This window comes from Rhodococcus sp. H29-C3 (assembly GCF_030063405.1).
GTDB lineage: Bacteria > Actinomycetota > Actinomycetes > Mycobacteriales > Mycobacteriaceae > Rhodococcoides.
In genome coordinates, this window is sequence record NZ_JASITC010000005.1 from 361,664 (window position 1) to 380,326 (window position 18,663).

The window sequence follows — 18,663 nt, forward strand, 5'->3', positions numbered from 1 at the left end:
ACTGTGGACGACGGCTTTCTGCGCTGACGGAAGAAATGTCAGTCCAGGTAGTCCCGAAGTACCTGCGAACGGGATGGGTGCCGAAGCTTGGACATCGTCTTCGACTCGATCTGTCGAATACGCTCACGCGTCACGCCGTAGACCTGACCGATCTCGTCCAGAGTGCGAGGCTGACCATCGGTCAGACCGAAGCGGAGACGAACGACACCTGCCTCTCGTTCGGACAGTGTCTCGAGTACCGACTGGAGCTGATCCTGAAGCAGCGTGAACGACACGGCGTCCACCGCCACGACAGCCTCGGAGTCCTCGATGAAGTCGCCGAGCTGGCTGTCGCCTTCGTCGCCGATCGTCTGGTCGAGTGAAATCGGCTCTCGAGCGTACTGCTGGATCTCGAGAACCTTTTCAGGTGTGATGTCCATTTCCTTGGCGAGCTCTTCAGGAGTGGGCTCACGGCCCAAGTCCTGAAGCAGCTCGCGCTGGATACGGCCGAGCTTGTTGATGACCTCGACCATGTGCACCGGGATGCGGATCGTACGTGCCTGATCGGCCATGGCCCTGGTGATGGCCTGACGGATCCACCACGTGGCGTACGTGGAGAATTTGTATCCCTTGGTGTAGTCGAACTTCTCGACGGCACGAATCAGTCCCAGGTTTCCTTCCTGGATCAGGTCCAGGAAGGCCATTCCGCGGCCGGTGTATCGCTTGGCCAGTGATACGACAAGTCGAAGGTTGGCCTCGAGAAGATGATTTTTTGCGCGGTTACCATCGCGGCAGATCCAGGTGTAGTCGCGCCGTGCGGCGACCGGGAGTTTCTCGCCTTTTTCGGCAAACTCGCGCATCTTTTCGGTCGCGAAGAGGCCTGCTTCGATTCGCTTGGCGAGCTCGACCTCTTCTTCGGCGTTCAGAAGTGCAACTTTGCCGATTTGCTTCAGGTACGCGCGGACCGAGTCGGCCGAAGCGGTGAGCTCGGCATCCTTACGGGCCTGACGAAGCGCCTCTGACTCCTCTTCGTCCCAGACGAAGTCTCCGGAAGCTTTGTCTTCTGCAGTGGGCTCTGTGGTCGACTCTTCTTCGGTGTCTGCGCCCACGGCAACAACCTCGACGACGTCGTTGGCTGCCGCGGCAATGTCTCCCTCGGAAATATCGATCTCATCGATGCCGGGGGCATCAGCGTCGGAGGTCGCGTCTTCGGCGGACTTCTTCACAGCTGCTTTCTTCGCAGGAGCTTTCTTGGCTGCTGCGCGTTTGGCGGGAGCTTTTTTGGCGGCGGCTTTCTTGGCCGGTGCTGACGCGACCTTTGCCGCTGGTGCAGCCCCGACCTCCAGGGTCGTGCCGGTCGGTGCTTCCGCAGCAGGTGCAGTGGACGCAGACTCCGATGCTGAATCTACGGTCTGACGAATATCGGTGGCTGCCACGTACGCCCTTTCGTGACGGTGTCGTGCGGCGTCACGCCAGAGTGGTTTCCGGCGGAGAGGTCTTGTCGAATGTGCCGGCGTGCAGACCGGCTTCCCCCATTGTAACGACCCCCAGGAACTTTGTTACCGGTCGATGGCTGTATCGGGCGCTGTGTCGGCTGCTAGAGCGGCACCGACGATGCCTGCGGTGTTCAACAAAGTGGCTGCCACCACTGGTGTTCTGTTGGTCAGGTGCGGAATCCACTTCTCGCTCTTGCGACTTATTCCCCCGCCGGCAATGAAAAGATCGGGCCATAGCAGTGCCTCGAACGTCTCGAGGACCTTCGATACTTCCTTGGCCCACGCTTTGTAGGACAAATCCTTGGACTCCTTGACCGACGAGGCTGCACGATGCTCCGCTTCCTTGCCGTCGACCTCCAGATGTCCGAACTCGGTATTGGGAAGCAATACACCGTTGTGAAGGACAGCGGACCCGATTCCGGTGCCGAAGGTGAGGAGCACGACGACACCGGTCTTGTCCTTGCCTCCACCGAAGCGGTCTTCCGCAACACCTGCAGCGTCGGCATCGTTGAGGACCGTGATGTTGTCGTTGCCGATCGCCTTGGCGAACAGGGCCCTTGCATCGGTGTCGATCCATGACTTGTCGATATTTGCTGCCGAGCGCGCAACCCCACCGGTGACGACGGCGGGAAGAGTCACGCCGATCGACCCGGTCCAGCCGAAATGCTGCACGATCTGCGTTACGACGCCCGCAACGGCGTCCGGGGTGGCGGGTTGGGGAGTCTCGATCTTGTACCGGTCACCGACCAACTCTCCGGTGACCAGGTCCACGATCCCACCCTTGATTCCACTGCCACCGACGTCGACACCGAATCCGTGTCGATGTGCACTGTCGGTCGTGATCGATACCGAACCTGCCTGTGTCATGTGCCGCGTACTCCTGTTGTCGAGGATCGTGCAATGAAATTCGTGCACTGGAATCTGCGTACTCGAAGACTGATGTACTACCGAGAATAGATCCTCGATGTCCGATCCGGTGGGCGATGTGTCGATGACTCGACAATTGGACCGCAATCGCGAATCTCATCGAGAGTGGTGTTGCCCTGTGCGGTGTGATGCGATGGTCGGGTGTCGAACCCACGTATATCGCAGGACTTGTCGTCATCGAAGCCGGGCTCAACTCTCGCAAAGGAGTTGATGGAGGTTGCCCGCGAGATTGCCGTTGCTGCAGCTGCCCATGTGCGTACGAGGAGGCCCGAAGTGTTCGGTCCCGGTGCTCCGGCGGCGGCCGTGGGGGCGGGCGACGAATCGGTGCAGACCAAGAGCACTCCTACGGATCCGGTCACAGTCGTAGACACCGAAACCGAGGAATTGCTTCGGGTATTGCTGGCAGAGCGTCGACCCGGTGACCCGATCCTGGGCGAAGAGGGCGGGGGAGCCACCGATTCGGTGGACGGAGTCCGTTGGGTACTCGACCCGATCGACGGAACAGTGAACTTTCTGTATGGCATACCCGCCTATGCGATTTCGGTAGCTGCGCAGGTCGGCGGTGTCAGTCTTGTCGGAGTCGTGGTCGATGTTGCACGGGAACAGGTGTATGCCGCGGTGCGCGGGCATGGCGCGACTGTGACCGAATCAGACGGATCCACAACAGAACTGGTGTGCAATCCGGTTGTCGAGGTGTCTCTTGCCCTTGTCGCCACCGGCTTCGGATATGGATCGGCTCGACGAACCGTCCAAGGCCGCATCATCGGCGAATTGCTTCCGCTGGTTCGCGATATCAGGCGGATCGGATCTGCAGCGTTGGACTTGTGCATGGTGGCGTCCGGCTCGGTGGATGCCCATTTCGAACACGGGCTGAGCCCGTGGGATTGGGCAGCGGGTTCGCTCATCGCCGAGGAGGCAGGTGCGACGGTGCTCGTGCCCCATCCCAACTCCACGAGCTCGGGTGGGGCGGTCACCGTCGCGGTCGCACCCGGTATCGCAGCTGAGTTCACCGAAACCTTGCGGAAACTGGGTGCGCTGGATCCGATTCCGGCCGATTGAACGAGTTCTACGGCCGGTGCTCGGTCAGCAGGGAGCTTTCCTCGCGGCCGAGAGCAGGTCGATGTCGAGTGGGGCAGGCGCGGCGCCGGGCGTCACTCCTGCCAGCGACTGCAAGACCGACTCTGCGTCCGGGTTCGGCTGCAAATCCTTGAAATAGGTTCCCAGAGCCAAGTCGACGGTGTCATCGGGGCGTCCGTCCTGGATCAGTTCGGCGCAAGGGGCCGCCAGCCACATGGTGCTCGCAGCGGCCGTCCCAGCCGCGCCGAACCGAATCTGACCTTGGCACTGCATGTTCTGATCCAAGTAGACGGGATCGTTACCGACCTGGACGTCCGGTGCGCTCGCAAATCCGTAGTCGCTGAGCTCGGCGGCTACCGTCGCTGCCTGTCCGCGTTCTCCGTTCGCGTTGAACACCCGAACCTTCGTGTTCGCGACCGGCGCCGGTTCCACCTCCAACAGAGTCGACGGGTCGACGCGTTCGCCGAGCGGTGCGGGCACGGTGCCATCGCTCGCAGGTGCTGTCGAGGGTGCATTGCATGCGACGGTCGTCGTTGCAGCCTCACCTGCCGTGAACACTCGAATCCAGGTGACGACACCGAGGAGCGCCAGCACGAGCAGCACGATCAGAATGGGAAACGCTCGCCGACGTCGAAACGGACGGCCTTGGTCGTCGGCCGATCGGCCCTCGGTGATCAGAGAAACCACGGTGTGGAAAGCCTTTCCGTCGGCAGAATCGAAGCTGCGCCGAGTCGAGCGAGTGTCGGCGCACGCTCACTGTAGTTGGCGGGAAAGACGAAGGGCACTGCCACGGTCCGAAGGTGCACACTGCCGCTGTGTTCGAGCTGTTCTGGTAGCCGTCGGTAGTGGTTCGTGCTCCTCTCGGAATGTACTGGCTCTCCAGGTTGTTCTTGCGGATTGGACACGTGAAAATGGGTAGGACGGCGATTCGGCCTGGCTATTCTCTCGCCGCTCGGCTATTGTCTGGCGGCCCCGGTGGTTTCAGAACGGAGCCGATTCGGTGGACCACAAGAGCGATTGGTGAGGTATCGATCAGGTTTCGATTACAGCTATTCGGGCATCAACCGATGTAGTTTCGGACGCCTCGACTCGGGCACCTCGCGGAGTAGTTACTCTCGCGAAGCAGATGCTTCGCGGGCAGTCGCGCAGTGACAAGTGAAGTTGCAGGAAGAAAGCTCGAACGGCAGCACGGCTCAGTAGTGCGGACCGAAAAGAAACAGGACGGTGGGAGCAACGTAAGCGCCCTCATCACAGCTGGCGATCACGCTAGGACGTCGCCCGCAGCAACCACCGGAAACATGCAAGAGAACGAGGGGTTAGAGGAACAATGGCAACCGACTACGACGCACCGAGAAGAACAGAATCCGACGATGTTTCCGAGGATTCGCTCGAGGAGCTGAAGGCACGCCGCAACGAGGCGCAGTCCGCTGTGGTCGATGTGGACGAATCAGACACAGCAGAATCTTTCGAACTTCCGGGCGCAGACTTGTCCGGGGAAGAACTATCGGTTCGCGTGGTGCCTAAGCAGGCCGACGAGTTCACTTGTTCGAGCTGCTTCCTCGTTCATCACCGGAGCCGATTGGCTAGTGACGCGGGTGGCGTTCTGATGTGTAGAGACTGCGCTGCGTAACCGAGCACGAGAACGCGATCGACGCGCAGAATAACTGACGCACCGGCAGCTCGGGTCGATGTAGCTCGCCGAGCCAACTGGCCTCGCGCGAGCACGATCGAGTGGCTCAGCCAAGACCGTTACGAGTGGTCTTCGGGGGTGGGCTGAGCCAAGGCGGCCAACAGGTCGTCCGGACGCCGAGTGCTGACCAGCCAATAGGGGGTGGGGTCATCGGGATCGTCGAGAACAATCAACACCATTTGTTTGACCCAGGTGCGGTGCTGAACGAAGGCAAGGGGATCCAGCTGCCTTCCCAGCGCCGCACTTTTTGCTGTCGCCGGTATCGCTGCGCATTTGGCGATCACATCAAGGGGTAAGTGTGCGCGCCCTACCCGGAGCTCTCCAGCTCCGTCGTTGTTGCGAACTACCTCGACGGTCATTCTGCTCGACCAGTACAAAGCCCAGATGGGGAACGGAAGCAGAATCACATAGGGAAGCCACGCCCGTACTCCCGGCGCGCCCATGTGGACCTCGGCTGCGAGCAATGCGCCGACAGCCAACGCTGCCGGCCACCACCACAGTGGAACCCACAGTTTTTCGGTATAGACGACGGTGCCCGTCGCGGATTCCGGGACGGCTGCGGGTTCGAGATCGTGATGTTGTTCCTGTGGCACTCGTCCAGGATACGTGTATCCCTGTCGAACACTGATAGCCGCACGTCGAGGGAAGAGAAGGACCGAGCGTCGTGGCAGCGTAGTCTCGGTGCACGTGAGCGACGATCCCAACAGTGCCTCAGCCGACATCGGCGAAGTCGATCCACCGACTGTCGCGTTGAAACGACTCGACCCGGACCTCCCGGTCCCGAAGCGAGCCCACGAAGGTGACGCTGGGGTAGATCTGTACATCACGGCCGATGTGTCCCTCGCGCCCGGTCAACGACTGGTGGTAGGAACCGGAATTGCAGTTGCTCTTCCATTCGGAATGGTGGGCTTGGTTCATCCGCGCTCGGGTTTGGCGGCGAAATCCGGACTTTCGATCGTGAATGCACCGGGAACTATCGACGCCGGATACCGAGGCGAGATCAAAGTATGTCTGATCAACCTCGACCCCAGCGAGAGCATCGAACTGGTCCGTGGGGACCGGATAGCTCAGCTCCTCGTGCAGAAGGTCGAATTGGTGTCCTTCGTCGAGGTAGAGATTCTGGACGACACGGTACGAGGTACTGGCGGCTACGGGTCGAGTGGTGGACACGCGGGCCTCCGCGACGCCCCCAATCGGCAGTCTTGAAACCCTGACTCACAGAGAACGCACTGATTTCGCAGAGAAAGAGAACTGATCATGTTCGGACGGCGGAAGAAGACCGCAGCACAGGATGAAGTGTCGACCGGTGGGTTCTTCGGGGACGAAGACAACTTCGACAACTCGAGTTCGGCCGGAGGCAGCGACGACGCGCTCGGCACCGCGACCGCCGAGCGCGACGAAACCGTCGGTGAGCACGCGGACCCCGACCTCGGTCCGTTCGACCTCACCGAATTGGACGAGGATCGCGACACCCTTGCCCAGACGCGACTCGACTTGGGATCGGTACTGGTGCCCTTGCCTGCTGGAGGCCAGTTGCAGGTGGAGATGAATCAGGCCGGCGCACCGCAGGCAGTACATGTCGTCACTGCGCACGGTCGAATCACCATTGCGGCCTACGCCGCACCGAAGTCGCCCGGCCAATGGCGCGAGGTTGCAGCCGATTTGGCTACCTCGCTTCGCTCGGATCAGTCCGTAGTCAGTATGGAGACCGGTCCTTGGGGACGGGAACTGCATGGAGTGACATCGAACGCGGATCTGCGCTTCATCGGAGTCGACGGCTATCGGTGGATGGTTCGTTGCGTTCTGGCCGGCCCGTCGGGCGCGGTCGCCAACGACTCTCCTCTCGTGCAGATCGCGCGCGACGTCCTTGCACAGACGGTGGTCGATCGCGGTACCGAGCCTCATCCCGTGCGCACCCCGCTCCCGGTGGTCCTTCCGGCCGCCCTGACCGCACAGCTCGCCGCGGCACAGCAGCAACAGGCGGAGCAGACAGAGCAGGCAGAGCAGGCGCGACCAGAACCACAGGATGCGCAGCCTCAGCCACAGACCTCCGCCGCGCCTGCTAACCAGACAACACCTACCGAAGGGCCGCGTCGAGGCTCCTCGGGGTCTGCAATGCAACAGCTGGGCGGTTGACATCTCGTTCGCGCTGACCGCGCGGGAGAGAGGCCGGAGTCATAACGACGCCATACGTATCAGTCGACGAGGCCCATCAGATCCTGCATCGAGCGGCGACCTAGCACCCCTGGATCGGAACCGATGTCGGCAAGGGTGACAGTGGACAGGCACGAGTTCGGAATTTCTTCGTGCCACGTCCGCGCAACGTCGATCGGGTGAACCGGATCGTCGACGGCGCCTATCACGGCGGTGGGCACGAGGGTGCTGCGTAGTTCGTCGAGATTCGGCGCCACGTACGCGGCGGCCTCCGTGAGAGCGCGAGGAAGATCGGGCCATTGCGACGCCCATGAACGCCGGAGAGTCGACGCCAGCCATTCCGGAGTCGTCGCTTCCATCGCTGCGGTCACCGCGTCTAGTCCGGAAGCGTCGAATTGTTCCCTGGTATATCTCGCGCTGAGTGCTGCCGGTGCGTCGGCCGGCTCGGCAATCCAGGGCGGCAAGGCTGCCAGCACGCCGATCACCGACTGTGGGTGACGGCGGGCCCAGGAAAGCGCCACCGCGGCGCCGATGGAGATGCCGCCGACGATGATTGGGCCATGGCGGTGTGCCGCGGCAGACATCGCCTCGTCGTAGGACGCGACGATGCCGTTGGGGTTCGGGCTTACAGCCTCGATCGTGGCTCCCGCTGCCGCTACCGCCGCCGCAAATGCGTCGAATGCGAACTCTGCATCCGATCCAGTGCCCGGTAGGACCACCACGTGCAATGTCGGGCTCGTCACGTTCATTCCGGTGATTGTGCCCGTTCACTCACACGCGCCGTCGACCGGACGATTCTGTCCCGCAGACGCAGTTGAACTGGCGGTTGGCCGTCGGCCTCACGCGGGGCTACAGTGGCGTTGGTACCGGTCTTCACAGCGATGTAACTCGTCGCAGATGCTTCCAGGAGCGCACCATGGCACCCGTTGCCGCAGGATATTTTCGCAGGCTCACGCGTAAGTTGACGGAGGACATCCATCAGCTCGATGCCGAAGAGATGGCGGAAACTGCGGAAGCCTCGGGCGCCCGCCGTGCTTGTGACTGCTCCAGGGGCGAAGAGGTCACGATGTTGGGGCGGTTGCGCAGCGTCGAGGCGTGTTCCAAGGCGGCAAATGCAAACATCGAAGCCGAGTTCTTCGACGGCACCGATCCGGTGACGTTGGTCTGGATCGGCCGACGAAAGATCGCGGGAATCGAACCAGGCAAGACCGTCCTCATCCGTGGCCGGGTGGGGGAGCGAAACGGTCGGAAAATCGTCTACAACCCGTACTACGAACTCCGCGACGACTCCTGACATCGTTCATGTGGCACGCTCGATGATGTGACCGAGAGAGACAGTCGCCCGATGGGCGGCCATGACATACGCCCCGAGCTCGACGTTCCCGCCGACGGAACCGAGCCGAAGAACAGCTCGCTGGGTCGGCAGGGCTCAACGGCGGATCACCCAGCCCAGCCTATCGAGCAGACTGACTCCGACGTCGTCGATGCTGCGGCGAGTCTGGACGAAGAGAGCAAGCAAACTGTCCTCGAGCAACTCGGCGGTTTGACCGGTTTGGTGTCCTCGACTCTTCCTGTAGTGGTGTTCGTACCTGTCAACAGCATGTTCGGGCTTGCCGCCGGGATTTGGTCGGCCCTCGCAATCGCACTGGGTGTGTTGGTGTGGAGATTGTGGCGGCACAACCCGATTCAGCCGGCGATTTCGGGATTCTTCGGTGTCGGAATATGTGCGTTCATCGCGTACCGAACAGGCGACGCCAAAGGCTATTTCCTTTTCGGTATCTACACCAGCCTGCTGTATGGAGCAGTATTTCTGGTGTCCATAGTCGCGCGGTGGCCACTGGTCGGGGTGGCTTGGGGATATCTGAATGGCAAAGGGACCGAATGGCGTGGGCACCGTCGGTCGGTTCACTCCTACGACATCGCCACGTTCGCGTGGGCCCTTGTCTTCGGCGCCCGCTATATCGTGCAGTCCGAGCTGTACGACGCCGACCAGACAGGTTGGCTGGCCGTCGCACGTATCGGCATGGGTTGGCCACTTACCGGCATCGCACTTCTGGTCACGGTCTGGGCTGTTCGGCGGGCCGATCGAGCGCTCGACGAAGAGAGCGAATCAACTGCCGATCAAGCGAGAAAGTCCTGACGTTTCCCAGTGGGTGATGAACGCCGCGAAATGCTGGCATGTCTGAAAGGACAATCAGCCCGACGCGACGTTCAGCCCGACTGCAGCGCGTAGATCGTCCTCGACTTCGACGGACGCCACGAACAGCAGTTCGTCTCCACCTTCCAGGGGATCGTCCTGCTGCGGGACGATGACACGGCCGCCACGAAGAATGGTTACCAGTGCGGCGTCACGCGGGAGTCGAAGTTTCCGAACAGGCTTGCCGGCCAGCGGAGTGTTCTCCGGAAGCGTGATCTCCACCAGGTTGGCCTGTCCTTTGCGGAAGGTCATGAGGTGAACTAGATCGCCGACCGAGACGGCCTCCTCTACCAGCGAGGCAAGCATGCGCGGGGTGGACACCGCGACATCGACGCCCCACGATCCGTCGAAGAGCCACTCGTTTCGCGGATCGTTGACGCGCGCGACAACTCGGTTGACACCGAATTCTGTCTTGGCCAACAGGCTCAACACCAAATTCGCTTTGTCGTCTCCCGTTGCTGCGATCACCACGTCGTACGTTTCGAGGTTCGACGCTTCGAGGAGTGAGAGCTCGCACGCGTCGGCCAGAACCCATTCCGCTTCCGGAATTGCTTCGGGTTCGACATGGTCGAGTTTACGCTCGAGCAGCATGACCTTGTGTTCGCTACGAATCAGTTCTCGGGCAATGGATCTGCCGACAGCGCCGGCGCCGGCGATTGCGACTCTCATGGGTTCCCGTTCGTCTCGGTGCGGATGTAACTAGTCGTCGGAGGGCGGGGGATTGGCTGCCAGCGCAATTGCCTCGGCAACCGTCCCGGACACCGCGGCGATATAGATCTCGTCGTCCGCCTGGATGATCGTGCGCCTGTCCGGCAGTAGTCCGGTGCCGAATCTGATGAGGAATGCCGCTCGTGAACTAGTCGACTCTTCGAGCAGTGCCAGCTTCTTGCCGATCCACCCATCGTGAATATCGAGTAGAACAACCGCGACGCTGCCCGAAGGGTCACGCCATTTGGTGGTCGGATCGTCACGCAGAAGATTATGAAGGAATCGATCGGTAGCCCAGGGGACCGTTGCTACCGTGGGTATCCCCAGCCGCTCGTATACCGCCGCGCGCTTCGCGTCGTAGATCCGGGCGACGACCTTGTCGACGCCGAACGTCTCGCGCGCTACACGTGCGGCAATGATGTTGGAGTTGTCACCGGAGGAGACGGCCGCGAATGCTTCGGCCTTCTCGATCCCGGAGCGGACGAGGACGTCCCTGTCGAATCCCATGCCGATGATGCGGTGGCCGTCGAAGCTTGGATCCAGACGGAGGAATGCAGTCTCGTCTCGATCGATGATCGCCACCTCATGGCCGATTCGGTGAAGTGCACCGGCCAGCGATGCGCCGACGCGGCCACACCCCATCACTACTACGTACACAGGCTCCAGCTCCGTTCGGATAGCGTCGATTCGTCTCCCGGCAAGGGCCGGTGACTCTCGGTGCTCGTACAACAAGGTAACCGGCAGCGCGGCAACGATCGAGCCCAGCCGGTGCAGCGTTGGGAAAATTCGGGCATTTCAGGAATGCGGTGGATGCGCGTCGAACTACTTCGGCGAGTTTCGGACGCGCCGGTGGTGCGGCCGTATTCGGAAGGCCTACGCTTTGCACCGTGTCCAAGGTTTCGACCGCCGCCAAGCGGCTAGTGCTCGGTAGGCCGTTCCGCAGCGACAAGCTCGGTCATACCCTACTTCCCAAACGAATAGCGCTTCCCGTTTTCGCTTCGGACGCCATGTCCTCGGTGGCCTACGCGCCGGAAGAGATATTTCTCGTCCTCTCGGTCGCCGGAATCTCCGCTTATGCATTGACGCCGTGGATCGGCCTCGCTGTCTGCGTCGTGATGGCTGTCGTTGTCGCAAGCTATCGGCAGAACGTGCACGCCTATCCTTCCGGTGGCGGCGATTACGAGGTTGCGACGGTCAATCTGGGGCCCACGGCGGGGCTCACGGTGGGCAGCGCGCTGATGGTCGACTACGTGTTGACCGTTGCGGTCTCGATATCGGCCGCGGCATCGAACATCGGCTCGGCTGTGCCGCTGGTGGCCGAACACAAGGTGCTGTTCGCCGTCGTGGCGATCGTGCTCATCACCTCGATCAACCTGCGAGGAATCCGAGAATCGGGGGCGGCATTCGCGGTTCCCACCTATGCATTCATGGTCGGCATGGTGTTGATGCTGGCCTGGGGGCTGATCCGGGTGTACGTATTCGGTGAGGATCTGAAAGCAGATTCGGCAGTCTTCGAGTTGAAAGCCGAGGACTCGAATCTGTACGGAATCGCATTCGCGTTCCTCATCGCACGAGCATTCTCATCCGGCTGTGCAGCGCTGACGGGTGTGGAAGCCATCAGTAACGGCGTCCCCGCATTCCGCAAACCGAAGTCGAAGAATGCCGCGACGACCTTGCTCATGCTCGGCGTCATCGGCATCACTCTGATGATGGGAATCATCATCTTGGCCGAGAAGATCGGCATCAAGTATGCGATGGAGCCCGGTGAGCAGCTGATCGGAGCCCCTGACGGCTACCAGCAGAAGACGTTGATCGCCCAATTGGCCGAAACGGTCTTCTCCGGCTTTCCGATCGGTTTCTTCTTCATCACCGTCGTCACTGCTCTGATCCTCGTGCTCGCCGCGAACACGGCATTCAACGGGTTCCCGGTGCTCGGATCGGTTCTCGCGCAGGACCGCTACCTTCCGCGCCAGCTGCACACCCGCGGTGATCGCCTTGCCTTCAGCAACGGCATTCTGTTTCTGTCGGGTGCCGCGATCGCGTTCGTCGTTGTGTTCGGTGCCGAAGTGACGAAGCTGATTCAGCTGTACATCGTCGGCGTATTCGTCTCCTTCACGCTGAGCCAGACGGGAATGATCCGCCACTGGACCCGCTTGCTGCGCAGCGAGAAGGACCCGGACCAACGTCGACACATGTTCCGCTCGCGGATCGTGAACAGCATCGGCCTGGCCATGACGGCTACCGTGCTCGTGATTGTGCTGATCACGAAGTTCGCAGCGGGTGCGTGGATTGCCATCGTGGCGATGATCGCGATATTCGTTCTGATGCGGATGATCCGCAAGCACTACGACACGGTGGCACGCGAACTCGAGAACGAAGAGTGGGATGGCGTCCTGCCGAGCCGGACACACTCGATCGTGCTGGTGTCGAAACTACACATGCCCACGATGCGTGCGTTAGCATACGCGCGCGCGACCAGGCCGGACACACTCGAAGCCATCACGGTGAACGTCGATGAACAGGACACCCGCGCACTCGTTCGGGGTTGGGAAGCGAGCGACGTCACGGTGCCGCTCAAAGTCGTGGAGTCGCCGTATCGTGAAATCACCAGGCCGGTCCTCGACTACGTCAAGAGAGTGCGCCGGGATTCGCCGCGCGACGTCGTGACCGTGTTCATCCCCGAGTACGTCGTCGGACACTGGTGGGAGCAAATTCTGCACAACCAGAGTGCCCTCAGACTGAAGAGCCGCCTGCTGTTCCAGCCGGGGGTGATGGTGACCAGCGTCCCGTGGCAGCTGCACTCGTCGGAGAAGGCGAAACGAGAGTCGATCCAAAACGCTCCGGGTGCGTCCCGCCGCGGGTACGAACCGCCGACGGCGAAGTGAGCGCGATGAGTGAGAACTGGGTAGGCCAGAACATCGAAGTGACACTCGGTGCGCCGGGACACGGAGGCTTTTGTGTTGCGCGCCACGAAGGCCGAGTGATGTTCGTGCGTCACGGACTGCCGGGCGAGATCGTCCGCGCGGCAGTGACAGAGGATCGCGGCGGGTCGTTCTGCCGAGCGGATGCGGTGGAGATCATCGTTGCCTCACCGGATCGGATTGCGCCGCTGTGCCCGATCTCCGGTCCGGGTGGATCCGGATGCTGTGACTACTCACACGCAACCTTGGCTGCCGGCCGAGCCATGAAGGCATCCGTGGTGAGCGAGCAATTGCGTCGTATCGCGGGCATCGAGCGTGACGTCGAGGTGGAGGAATTGCCGTTCACCGGAGATGGAACCGGGTGGCGAAGCCGGGTTCGACTGACCGTGGATCTTGCCGGGCGCGCGGGTTTTCACCGCTACCGAAGTTCGACCATCGTGACCGAGCTCGAGTGCCCCCAGGTGATGTCGGGTGCTCTCGACGGATTGAACGAGGAGAAGTGGCGTCCGGGGGCGGAGCTTGCCGTGGCGGTCGACGGTACAGGCGAGCGACACGTTGTCGAAATAGCACCCGCAGCGGTGTCGAAAACCGGGCGACGTTCGCCGGGCAGACGAGGTGCGTCCGCCCGACGGTCTGCGTCGGCGCAGCAGCGGGCGCAGCGCACAGTCGTCGGTAGCGGTCGGGCACACGAATTCGTTGCCGGCCGGGAGTGGGAACTGGATGCGAGCGGCTTCTGGCAGGCACATCGCGGGGCCGCACAGATGTACAGCGATGTCGTAGCAGAATGGGCGCTACCGAATCCAGGATCGGTTGCGTGGGACTTGTACGGCGGTGTCGGGGTGTTCGCCGCCAGCCTCGCGCCCAGTGTCGGCACCGACGGGCAGGTGGTCAGTGTCGAATTCTCTCGACGCGCGGCAGCGGACGGCGCCGCAGCGCTCCAGGACGTGAAGCACGTGGCGTTCGAACCTGGCCGAGTGGAACGAGTGGTCGAGCTGCTGGACGCTCCCGACGTCGTCGTGCTCGATCCTCCTCGCGCGGGTGCAGGCAAAGAGGTCGTCTCGAGTGTCGCATCACGTTCACCGCGGCGCATCGTTCACATCGGTTGCGACCCAGCGTCGTTCGCCCGAGATGTCGGTCTGTATCGAGAGGCTGGGTACACATTCGAAGCGATGCGTGCATTCGACGCCTTTCCGCTCACGCACCACGTGGAGTGTATCGGCTTGTTCACCAGGTAGACCTGAGGACTTATTTCGAGCACTACACAGCGGTCGAGTAATGGCTTCGAGCGGCTGACGCAGGGGTGGAATCTCGCACCAGGACTCGGTTGCAGACGCGACTTCATGGAGTTCTCTCATCGGGCGCTGACGAGGGCGAGAATTCCTGGCTCGTAGGTGCATGAGGAGAGCATCCGATGGGCTCCGCATGTGCAGTTCTGGTAGCTGATCGCTCCTTCGCTCGTGTTGTGACGAGAGGCTGTTGCTCAGCCATTGGAGGGGTTTTTGCGGCTATGCATAACCCCACTGTGCTGTAAAGGTCTTATGCATATCAACCCTTACGGAACGTATGCCGTGCACTTGGGGGTCGGCTTGCTCAATGCTCCACTCGAGTCGGCCGCGGAACTCGGTCGGCGCTGCGTCGAGGCGGGGTTGGTTGTCGACACCGTCCCCGGTGACTCCGACCTGGTGGACACGATGGCTTTTCTGGCCGAATGGTCGACGGTGATCGACGCCTCCACGGATGAATCTCGAGCGGAAATCCTCAACGGTTTGCGCACCCGTGCGTCTGCTTACCCGCGTCTGACCAACCACGCAGGAGATGGGTGGCACATCCACTATCGAGACCCCAATATCGCCCTGGGGTCAGTAATTCGAGCCCTGGTCAGCGTCGGAACTGCGCTTCATCTGACTGGGCGCGGAATGTCGCGGTTGGGTCGGTGCGCGGCCGAAGATTGCAGCACCTCGTTCGCGGACGTATCCAGAACGGGCCGTCAACGATACTGCGGGACTGTCTGTTCCAACCGTGATGCGGTGCGGCGACATCGAGCACGAACGGCGACACGCCGTCGCTAGGACTCGAACACAGTTAGGTCTTTCGGTTGTAGAGGCGCATCGTGATCGGTCCGAAGACGCCCAGGAACCCAGCGCACATCACCGTGGTCACCGTCAATGCAGTGACATCGGTGTCGCCGGACATCAGTGATCTGATCGAGGTCACGAGAAAGCTCACCGGATTGACCTCGACGAAGGCTCGCAACCACCCAGGCATGGTTTGCGGATCGACGAAGATGTTGCTGGCGAAGGTCAATGGGAAAAGAATGAACATCGATACGGCCATGACCGCTGATTCTGTTCGAACGATCATCGCGATCATCGTCCACACCCAGGACAGGCAGAACGAAAACACCAGCAGCAGCACAATCGACGCCGCGACACCGAGCATCCCACCGGCTGGGCGGAATCCGATGATCAACCCCAGAATCAACACGATGACCGATGCGAGCGTGTAGCGCACGACATCACCGAGCAACGCGCCAACCAGAGGCGACGGACGCCAGATGGGCAAAGAGCGGAATCGGTCGAACACGCCCTTCTCGATGTCCTTGTTCAACGTGACGCCGGTGTACATGGTGATCATGGCCACGGTCTGCACGAGGATTCCGGGAAGCAGAAATTGGATGTAGGCGGTGGTCGAACCCGCCAATGCGCCGCCGAAAAGGTAGGTGAACAGCAGCGTGAACATGATCGGAAACATTGTGACGTCGAATAGTTGCTCCGGCACGTGCTTGATTTTCAGCAACGCCCGCCAGCCGAAACTCAACGATGTGGACAGTGCACGGGGTCTCGGTGGTCGTGGCCCGGCGCTACGCAGTACCTCGGACACCGAGGCGGAAGCGTCGGTGAGTGTCGTGGTCGTCATGACGCGGTCTCCGTCTCCGAGGCATGCCCCGTCAGAGCCAGAAAGACCTCATCCAGGCTCGGTTGTCCGATTGCAAAGGAAGCGATCGCGATACCCGCTGCTTCGAAAGCGGGAAGTGCGGCCGCTACCGACGACGCAGAATCGACTCGCGCAGAGATGGCCACCGGATCTGCGTCCTCCGCAACCTCGTCGGTAAGGATGGTTCGCAGTATCGCGGCGGCTGCGCTGCGCCGCGCCGGATCGAGAACGCGCACATGAAGTGCACCTGCCCCGACCGACGCCTTCAAGTCTCCGGTAGTCCCTTCCGCGATGACCTTCCCTCGGTCGATGACAGCGACTCGACCCGCCAAGTGATCGGCCTCGTCAAGGTACTGCGTCGTCAACAGCACTGTTGTTCCGCCGGCCACGAGTGCCCTGATGATCTCCCAGACCTGGTTTCGGCTCCGCGGATCGAGCCCTGTGGTCGGTTCGTCGAGAAAAATGAGCTCAGGAGTGACGATGATGCTTGCGGCGATATCGATCCGACGCCGCATTCCGCCCGAATACGTCTTCACCTGACGCCCACCGGCATCGGCGATCCCGAACGCCGTCAGAAGTTGTTCCGACCGCGAACGTGCTGCAGGACGGGAGTATCCATAGAGCCGCGCAAGAAGAACGAGATTCTCGGTACCGGTCAGGTCCTCGTCGAGAGACGCGAATTGGCCGGTGAGCGAGACCTTGCTCCGAATGGCTCTCGCCTCGGTGGCGAGGTCGTGACCGAGGATGCGGGCGATGCCGCCGTCAAGGGGGAGGAGCGTTGCCAGCATCCGAATGGTTGTCGTCTTGCCTGCTCCGTTCGGGCCCAGCACGCCGTACACCCCACCACATGGAACGGTCAGATCGATACCGTCGACGGCAACGGTATCGCCGAATCGTTTGACGATGCCGTGAGTCGATATTGCCGCCGATGATTCCATTCCTCCATGATCGCCCGATTTTCGCCTCGCCCGCAATCCATTTTGCGCGCTCGCCCATCCCTTTCGTTCCTTGTACCGAATACCTTGTGCGGCGGGAAAACGCGGAGGTTTCGGTGTGAGAGCCATATGAGCACTACTCTCTTGATCAATGAACGCGATCAGATTCGAATCAGTTGGGACCTTGGTCCGGTGAGCGCCACCCCGAGTTCGGACTCGCCGTTTCAGGGGACCTCCGATTCAGACGACTACCCGTCAGCATCGGTGGACTCCGAAGGAGCCGCGTGTGCAGTCCCCAGCGCACAGTTGCGTAACTTGCGCGCGGACGAGACCGAGCGGCTTCGTCGTCTCATGGCAGCAGTGGCCAAGGGTGACCAGCGTGCGTTCGCCGAGCTGTACGACGCGACGTCTGCTCGCGTCTACGGCATGGTGCTACGCGTACTTCGTGACCCCGGGTATAGCGAGGAAACCACCCAGGAAGTCTTTCTCCAGATTTGGCGATCGGCTCCGAACTACGATCCGAAGCAGGGCAGTCCACTCGCGTGGATCATGACTCTGGCTCATCGGCGGGCTGTCGATCGGGTCAGGTCGGAGCAATCCGGTACCGACCGTGAGGCGGCCTACGGCGCTATCAGCCACTCACCCGAGCACGACGAGGTGCTCGAAGCGGTCACGCAACGGCTCGAATCCGAGGCTGTGATCGCGTGCCTCGATACGTTGACCGACACCCAGCGTGAATCTGTGCGAATGGCTTATTACAGCGGTTGGACCTACCGCGAGGTAGCCGAGCGGCTCGAGGTAGCGGTACCGACCATCAAATCGCGAATACGAGATGGGCTGATCAAGTTGAAGACATGTTTGGGGGTGACACCCTCATGAACGAAGCGATACGGCAACGATTGCTCGATTCCGCGGAGGTATATGCCCTCCATGCGGTCAGTGCAGCAGAGCAAACAGAGATCGAGCGCGATCTCGAGTCGGTCGACGATACCGCCCGCGTCCAGTTCGGCATTCTCGTCGGGGAGATTCAGGAGACGTTGGCGCTGGCGTCGGTGCTCGATGCCGTCGAGCCCCCGGCAGAGGTTCGCAGACGGGTCCTCGACGATCTTTCGCGTACGACGCAAGTGCCCCCGCCCACACCGACCGCGTCGAACGTGACGAGCATGAAGGGTCACCGTGATCGACGGAACACCAGGCTGCGTACCTCGTTGATGGCTGCGGCCGCGGCAGTGGTCGTTGTCGTCGGTGGAGGTGTGGTCGCGACGCAAGTGATCGGAAACGATCCAAGCCCGACGCAGGCCGAGCAGGTGATTGCGTACGGCGACACGCAAGAGTCCACAGCAAGCTTCCCTGGTGGAGGTACGGCGAAGATCTCGTATTCACGCGAAGCCGACTCGGCTGTAGTGGAACTCGACGGTGTGGCGCCACCGGAGGCGGGCAAGGACTATCAGATGTGGTTCGTCGAAGGAACTCCACGGTCGGTCGGGCTGGTCTCACCGGCGCAACTGGCGGAAGGCGGCAAGACGGTCATCGAGGGTATGGGTGGAGCAACCAACTTCGCGTTCTCGCTCGAACCCGCAGGCGGCTCACCGCAGCCGACCGAGGTGCTGACAATGGCGACATTGAGCGCCTAGCAACATAGCGC

20 protein-coding genes are annotated in these 18,663 nt (G+C 61.6%); 11 read left to right on the plus strand and 9 right to left on the minus strand.

The features are described 5' to 3' along the window. Positions 1-38 precede the first annotated feature (38 nt). Positions 39-1,415, minus strand: a complete 1,377-nt coding sequence (locus QMK32_RS14715) for an RNA polymerase sigma factor (RefSeq protein WP_283475757.1) — start codon at positions 1,413-1,415, stop codon at positions 39-41. A 123-nt stretch (positions 1,416-1,538) separates the two neighbouring features. Beyond that, positions 1,539-2,342: a polyphosphate--glucose phosphotransferase gene (gene ppgK, locus QMK32_RS14720; RefSeq protein ID WP_283475758.1), complete on the minus strand. Its 804-nt coding sequence runs from the start codon at positions 2,340-2,342 to the stop codon at positions 1,539-1,541. A gap of 270 nt (positions 2,343-2,612) precedes the next feature. Between ppgK and QMK32_RS14725 the strand changes: the two genes are divergently transcribed. Next, a complete protein-coding gene (locus QMK32_RS14725; RefSeq protein WP_283475759.1) occupies positions 2,613-3,461 on the plus strand; it encodes an inositol monophosphatase family protein in 849 nt (282 codons plus the stop codon). 24 nt (positions 3,462-3,485) lie between these two features. Here QMK32_RS14725 and cei read toward each other — a convergent pair whose 3' ends face one another. Next, a complete protein-coding gene (gene cei / locus QMK32_RS14730) occupies positions 3,486-4,166 on the minus strand; it encodes an envelope integrity protein Cei (protein WP_283475760.1) in 681 nt (226 codons plus the stop codon). A 640-nt stretch (positions 4,167-4,806) separates the two neighbouring features. Between cei and QMK32_RS14735 the strand changes: the two genes are divergently transcribed. Then, the gene (locus QMK32_RS14735) at positions 4,807-5,109 is read left to right on the plus strand and encodes a DUF4193 domain-containing protein (protein ID WP_206488309.1); all 303 of its coding nucleotides are present in this window, start codon (positions 4,807-4,809) and stop codon (positions 5,107-5,109) included. A 119-nt stretch (positions 5,110-5,228) separates the two neighbouring features. Here the strand turns inward: QMK32_RS14735 and QMK32_RS14740 are convergent, their stop codons facing one another. Continuing rightward, complete coding sequence (locus QMK32_RS14740; protein WP_283475881.1) at positions 5,229-5,681, minus strand: DUF3093 domain-containing protein; 453 nt, start codon at positions 5,679-5,681, stop codon at positions 5,229-5,231. A gap of 208 nt (positions 5,682-5,889) precedes the next feature. On the opposite strand from QMK32_RS14740, the gene dut reads away from it, so the two are divergent. Beyond that, positions 5,890-6,375 (plus strand): dUTP diphosphatase, encoded by a 486-nt coding sequence (dut, locus tag QMK32_RS14745; RefSeq protein WP_283475882.1) that lies wholly within the window; start codon positions 5,890-5,892, stop codon positions 6,373-6,375. Between the two features lie 51 nt (positions 6,376-6,426). Then, on the plus strand, positions 6,427-7,305 hold the full coding sequence (locus QMK32_RS14750; protein WP_283475761.1) for a DUF3710 domain-containing protein: 879 nt from the start codon (positions 6,427-6,429) through the stop codon (positions 7,303-7,305). Positions 7,306-7,364: 59 nt separating this feature from the next. Here QMK32_RS14750 and QMK32_RS14755 read toward each other — a convergent pair whose 3' ends face one another. Then, on the minus strand, positions 7,365-8,072 hold the full coding sequence (locus QMK32_RS14755) for an alpha/beta fold hydrolase (protein WP_283475762.1): 708 nt from the start codon (positions 8,070-8,072) through the stop codon (positions 7,365-7,367). A 167-nt stretch (positions 8,073-8,239) separates the two neighbouring features. Here QMK32_RS14755 and QMK32_RS14760 point away from each other — a divergent pair, with 167 nt between their 5' ends. Together QMK32_RS14760 and QMK32_RS14765 are read left to right on the plus strand one after the other, a co-directional pair. Next, a complete protein-coding gene (locus QMK32_RS14760; RefSeq protein ID WP_136169148.1) occupies positions 8,240-8,617 on the plus strand; it encodes an OB-fold nucleic acid binding domain-containing protein in 378 nt (125 codons plus the stop codon). Positions 8,618-8,821: 204 nt separating this feature from the next. Continuing rightward, positions 8,822-9,463 (plus strand): DUF3159 domain-containing protein, encoded by a 642-nt coding sequence (locus tag QMK32_RS14765; protein ID WP_283475883.1) that lies wholly within the window; start codon positions 8,822-8,824, stop codon positions 9,461-9,463. A 54-nt stretch (positions 9,464-9,517) separates the two neighbouring features. Here QMK32_RS14765 and QMK32_RS14770 read toward each other — a convergent pair whose 3' ends face one another. Further along, positions 9,518-10,189 (minus strand): potassium channel family protein, encoded by a 672-nt coding sequence (locus QMK32_RS14770; protein WP_269305477.1) that lies wholly within the window; start codon positions 10,187-10,189, stop codon positions 9,518-9,520. A gap of 30 nt (positions 10,190-10,219) precedes the next feature. Then, positions 10,220-10,885, minus strand: coding sequence for a potassium channel family protein (locus tag QMK32_RS14775; RefSeq protein WP_269305479.1), 666 nt, complete (start codon positions 10,883-10,885; stop codon positions 10,220-10,222). A gap of 230 nt (positions 10,886-11,115) precedes the next feature. Between QMK32_RS14775 and QMK32_RS14780 the strand changes: the two genes are divergently transcribed. The 3 genes from QMK32_RS14780 (at position 11,116) to QMK32_RS14790 (ending at position 15,218) form a co-directional block, all read left to right on the plus strand. Then, on the plus strand, positions 11,116-13,113 hold the full coding sequence (locus QMK32_RS14780) for an APC family permease (protein WP_283475763.1): 1,998 nt from the start codon (positions 11,116-11,118) through the stop codon (positions 13,111-13,113). A gap of 5 nt (positions 13,114-13,118) precedes the next feature. Continuing rightward, entirely contained in the window at positions 13,119-14,384 is a 1,266-nt protein-coding gene (locus QMK32_RS14785; RefSeq protein ID WP_283475764.1) for a class I SAM-dependent RNA methyltransferase, read from the plus strand. A gap of 303 nt (positions 14,385-14,687) precedes the next feature. Then, positions 14,688-15,218, plus strand: coding sequence for a CGNR zinc finger domain-containing protein (locus QMK32_RS14790; protein ID WP_283475765.1), 531 nt, complete (start codon positions 14,688-14,690; stop codon positions 15,216-15,218). A 13-nt stretch (positions 15,219-15,231) separates the two neighbouring features. Here QMK32_RS14790 and QMK32_RS14795 read toward each other — a convergent pair whose 3' ends face one another. Both QMK32_RS14795 and QMK32_RS14800 read right to left on the minus strand, forming a co-directional pair. Continuing rightward, positions 15,232-16,065, minus strand: coding sequence for an ABC transporter permease (locus QMK32_RS14795; RefSeq protein WP_283475766.1), 834 nt, complete (start codon positions 16,063-16,065; stop codon positions 15,232-15,234). Continuing rightward, positions 16,062-17,021, minus strand: a complete 960-nt coding sequence (locus QMK32_RS14800; protein ID WP_283475767.1) for an ATP-binding cassette domain-containing protein — start codon at positions 17,019-17,021, stop codon at positions 16,062-16,064. Before QMK32_RS14800 ends, QMK32_RS14795 begins: the two co-directional genes overlap by 4 nt. Positions 17,022-17,147: 126 nt before the next feature. Here QMK32_RS14800 and QMK32_RS14805 point away from each other — a divergent pair, with 126 nt between their 5' ends. Together QMK32_RS14805 and QMK32_RS14810 are read left to right on the plus strand one after the other, a co-directional pair. Further along, entirely contained in the window at positions 17,148-17,897 is a 750-nt protein-coding gene (locus tag QMK32_RS14805) for a sigma-70 family RNA polymerase sigma factor (protein WP_269305491.1), read from the plus strand. Beyond that, positions 17,894-18,652, plus strand: a complete 759-nt coding sequence (locus QMK32_RS14810) for an anti-sigma factor (RefSeq protein WP_283475768.1) — start codon at positions 17,894-17,896, stop codon at positions 18,650-18,652. The genes QMK32_RS14805 and QMK32_RS14810 overlap by 4 nt, the downstream gene beginning before the upstream one ends. The last annotated feature ends 11 nt before the right edge of the window (positions 18,653-18,663 follow it).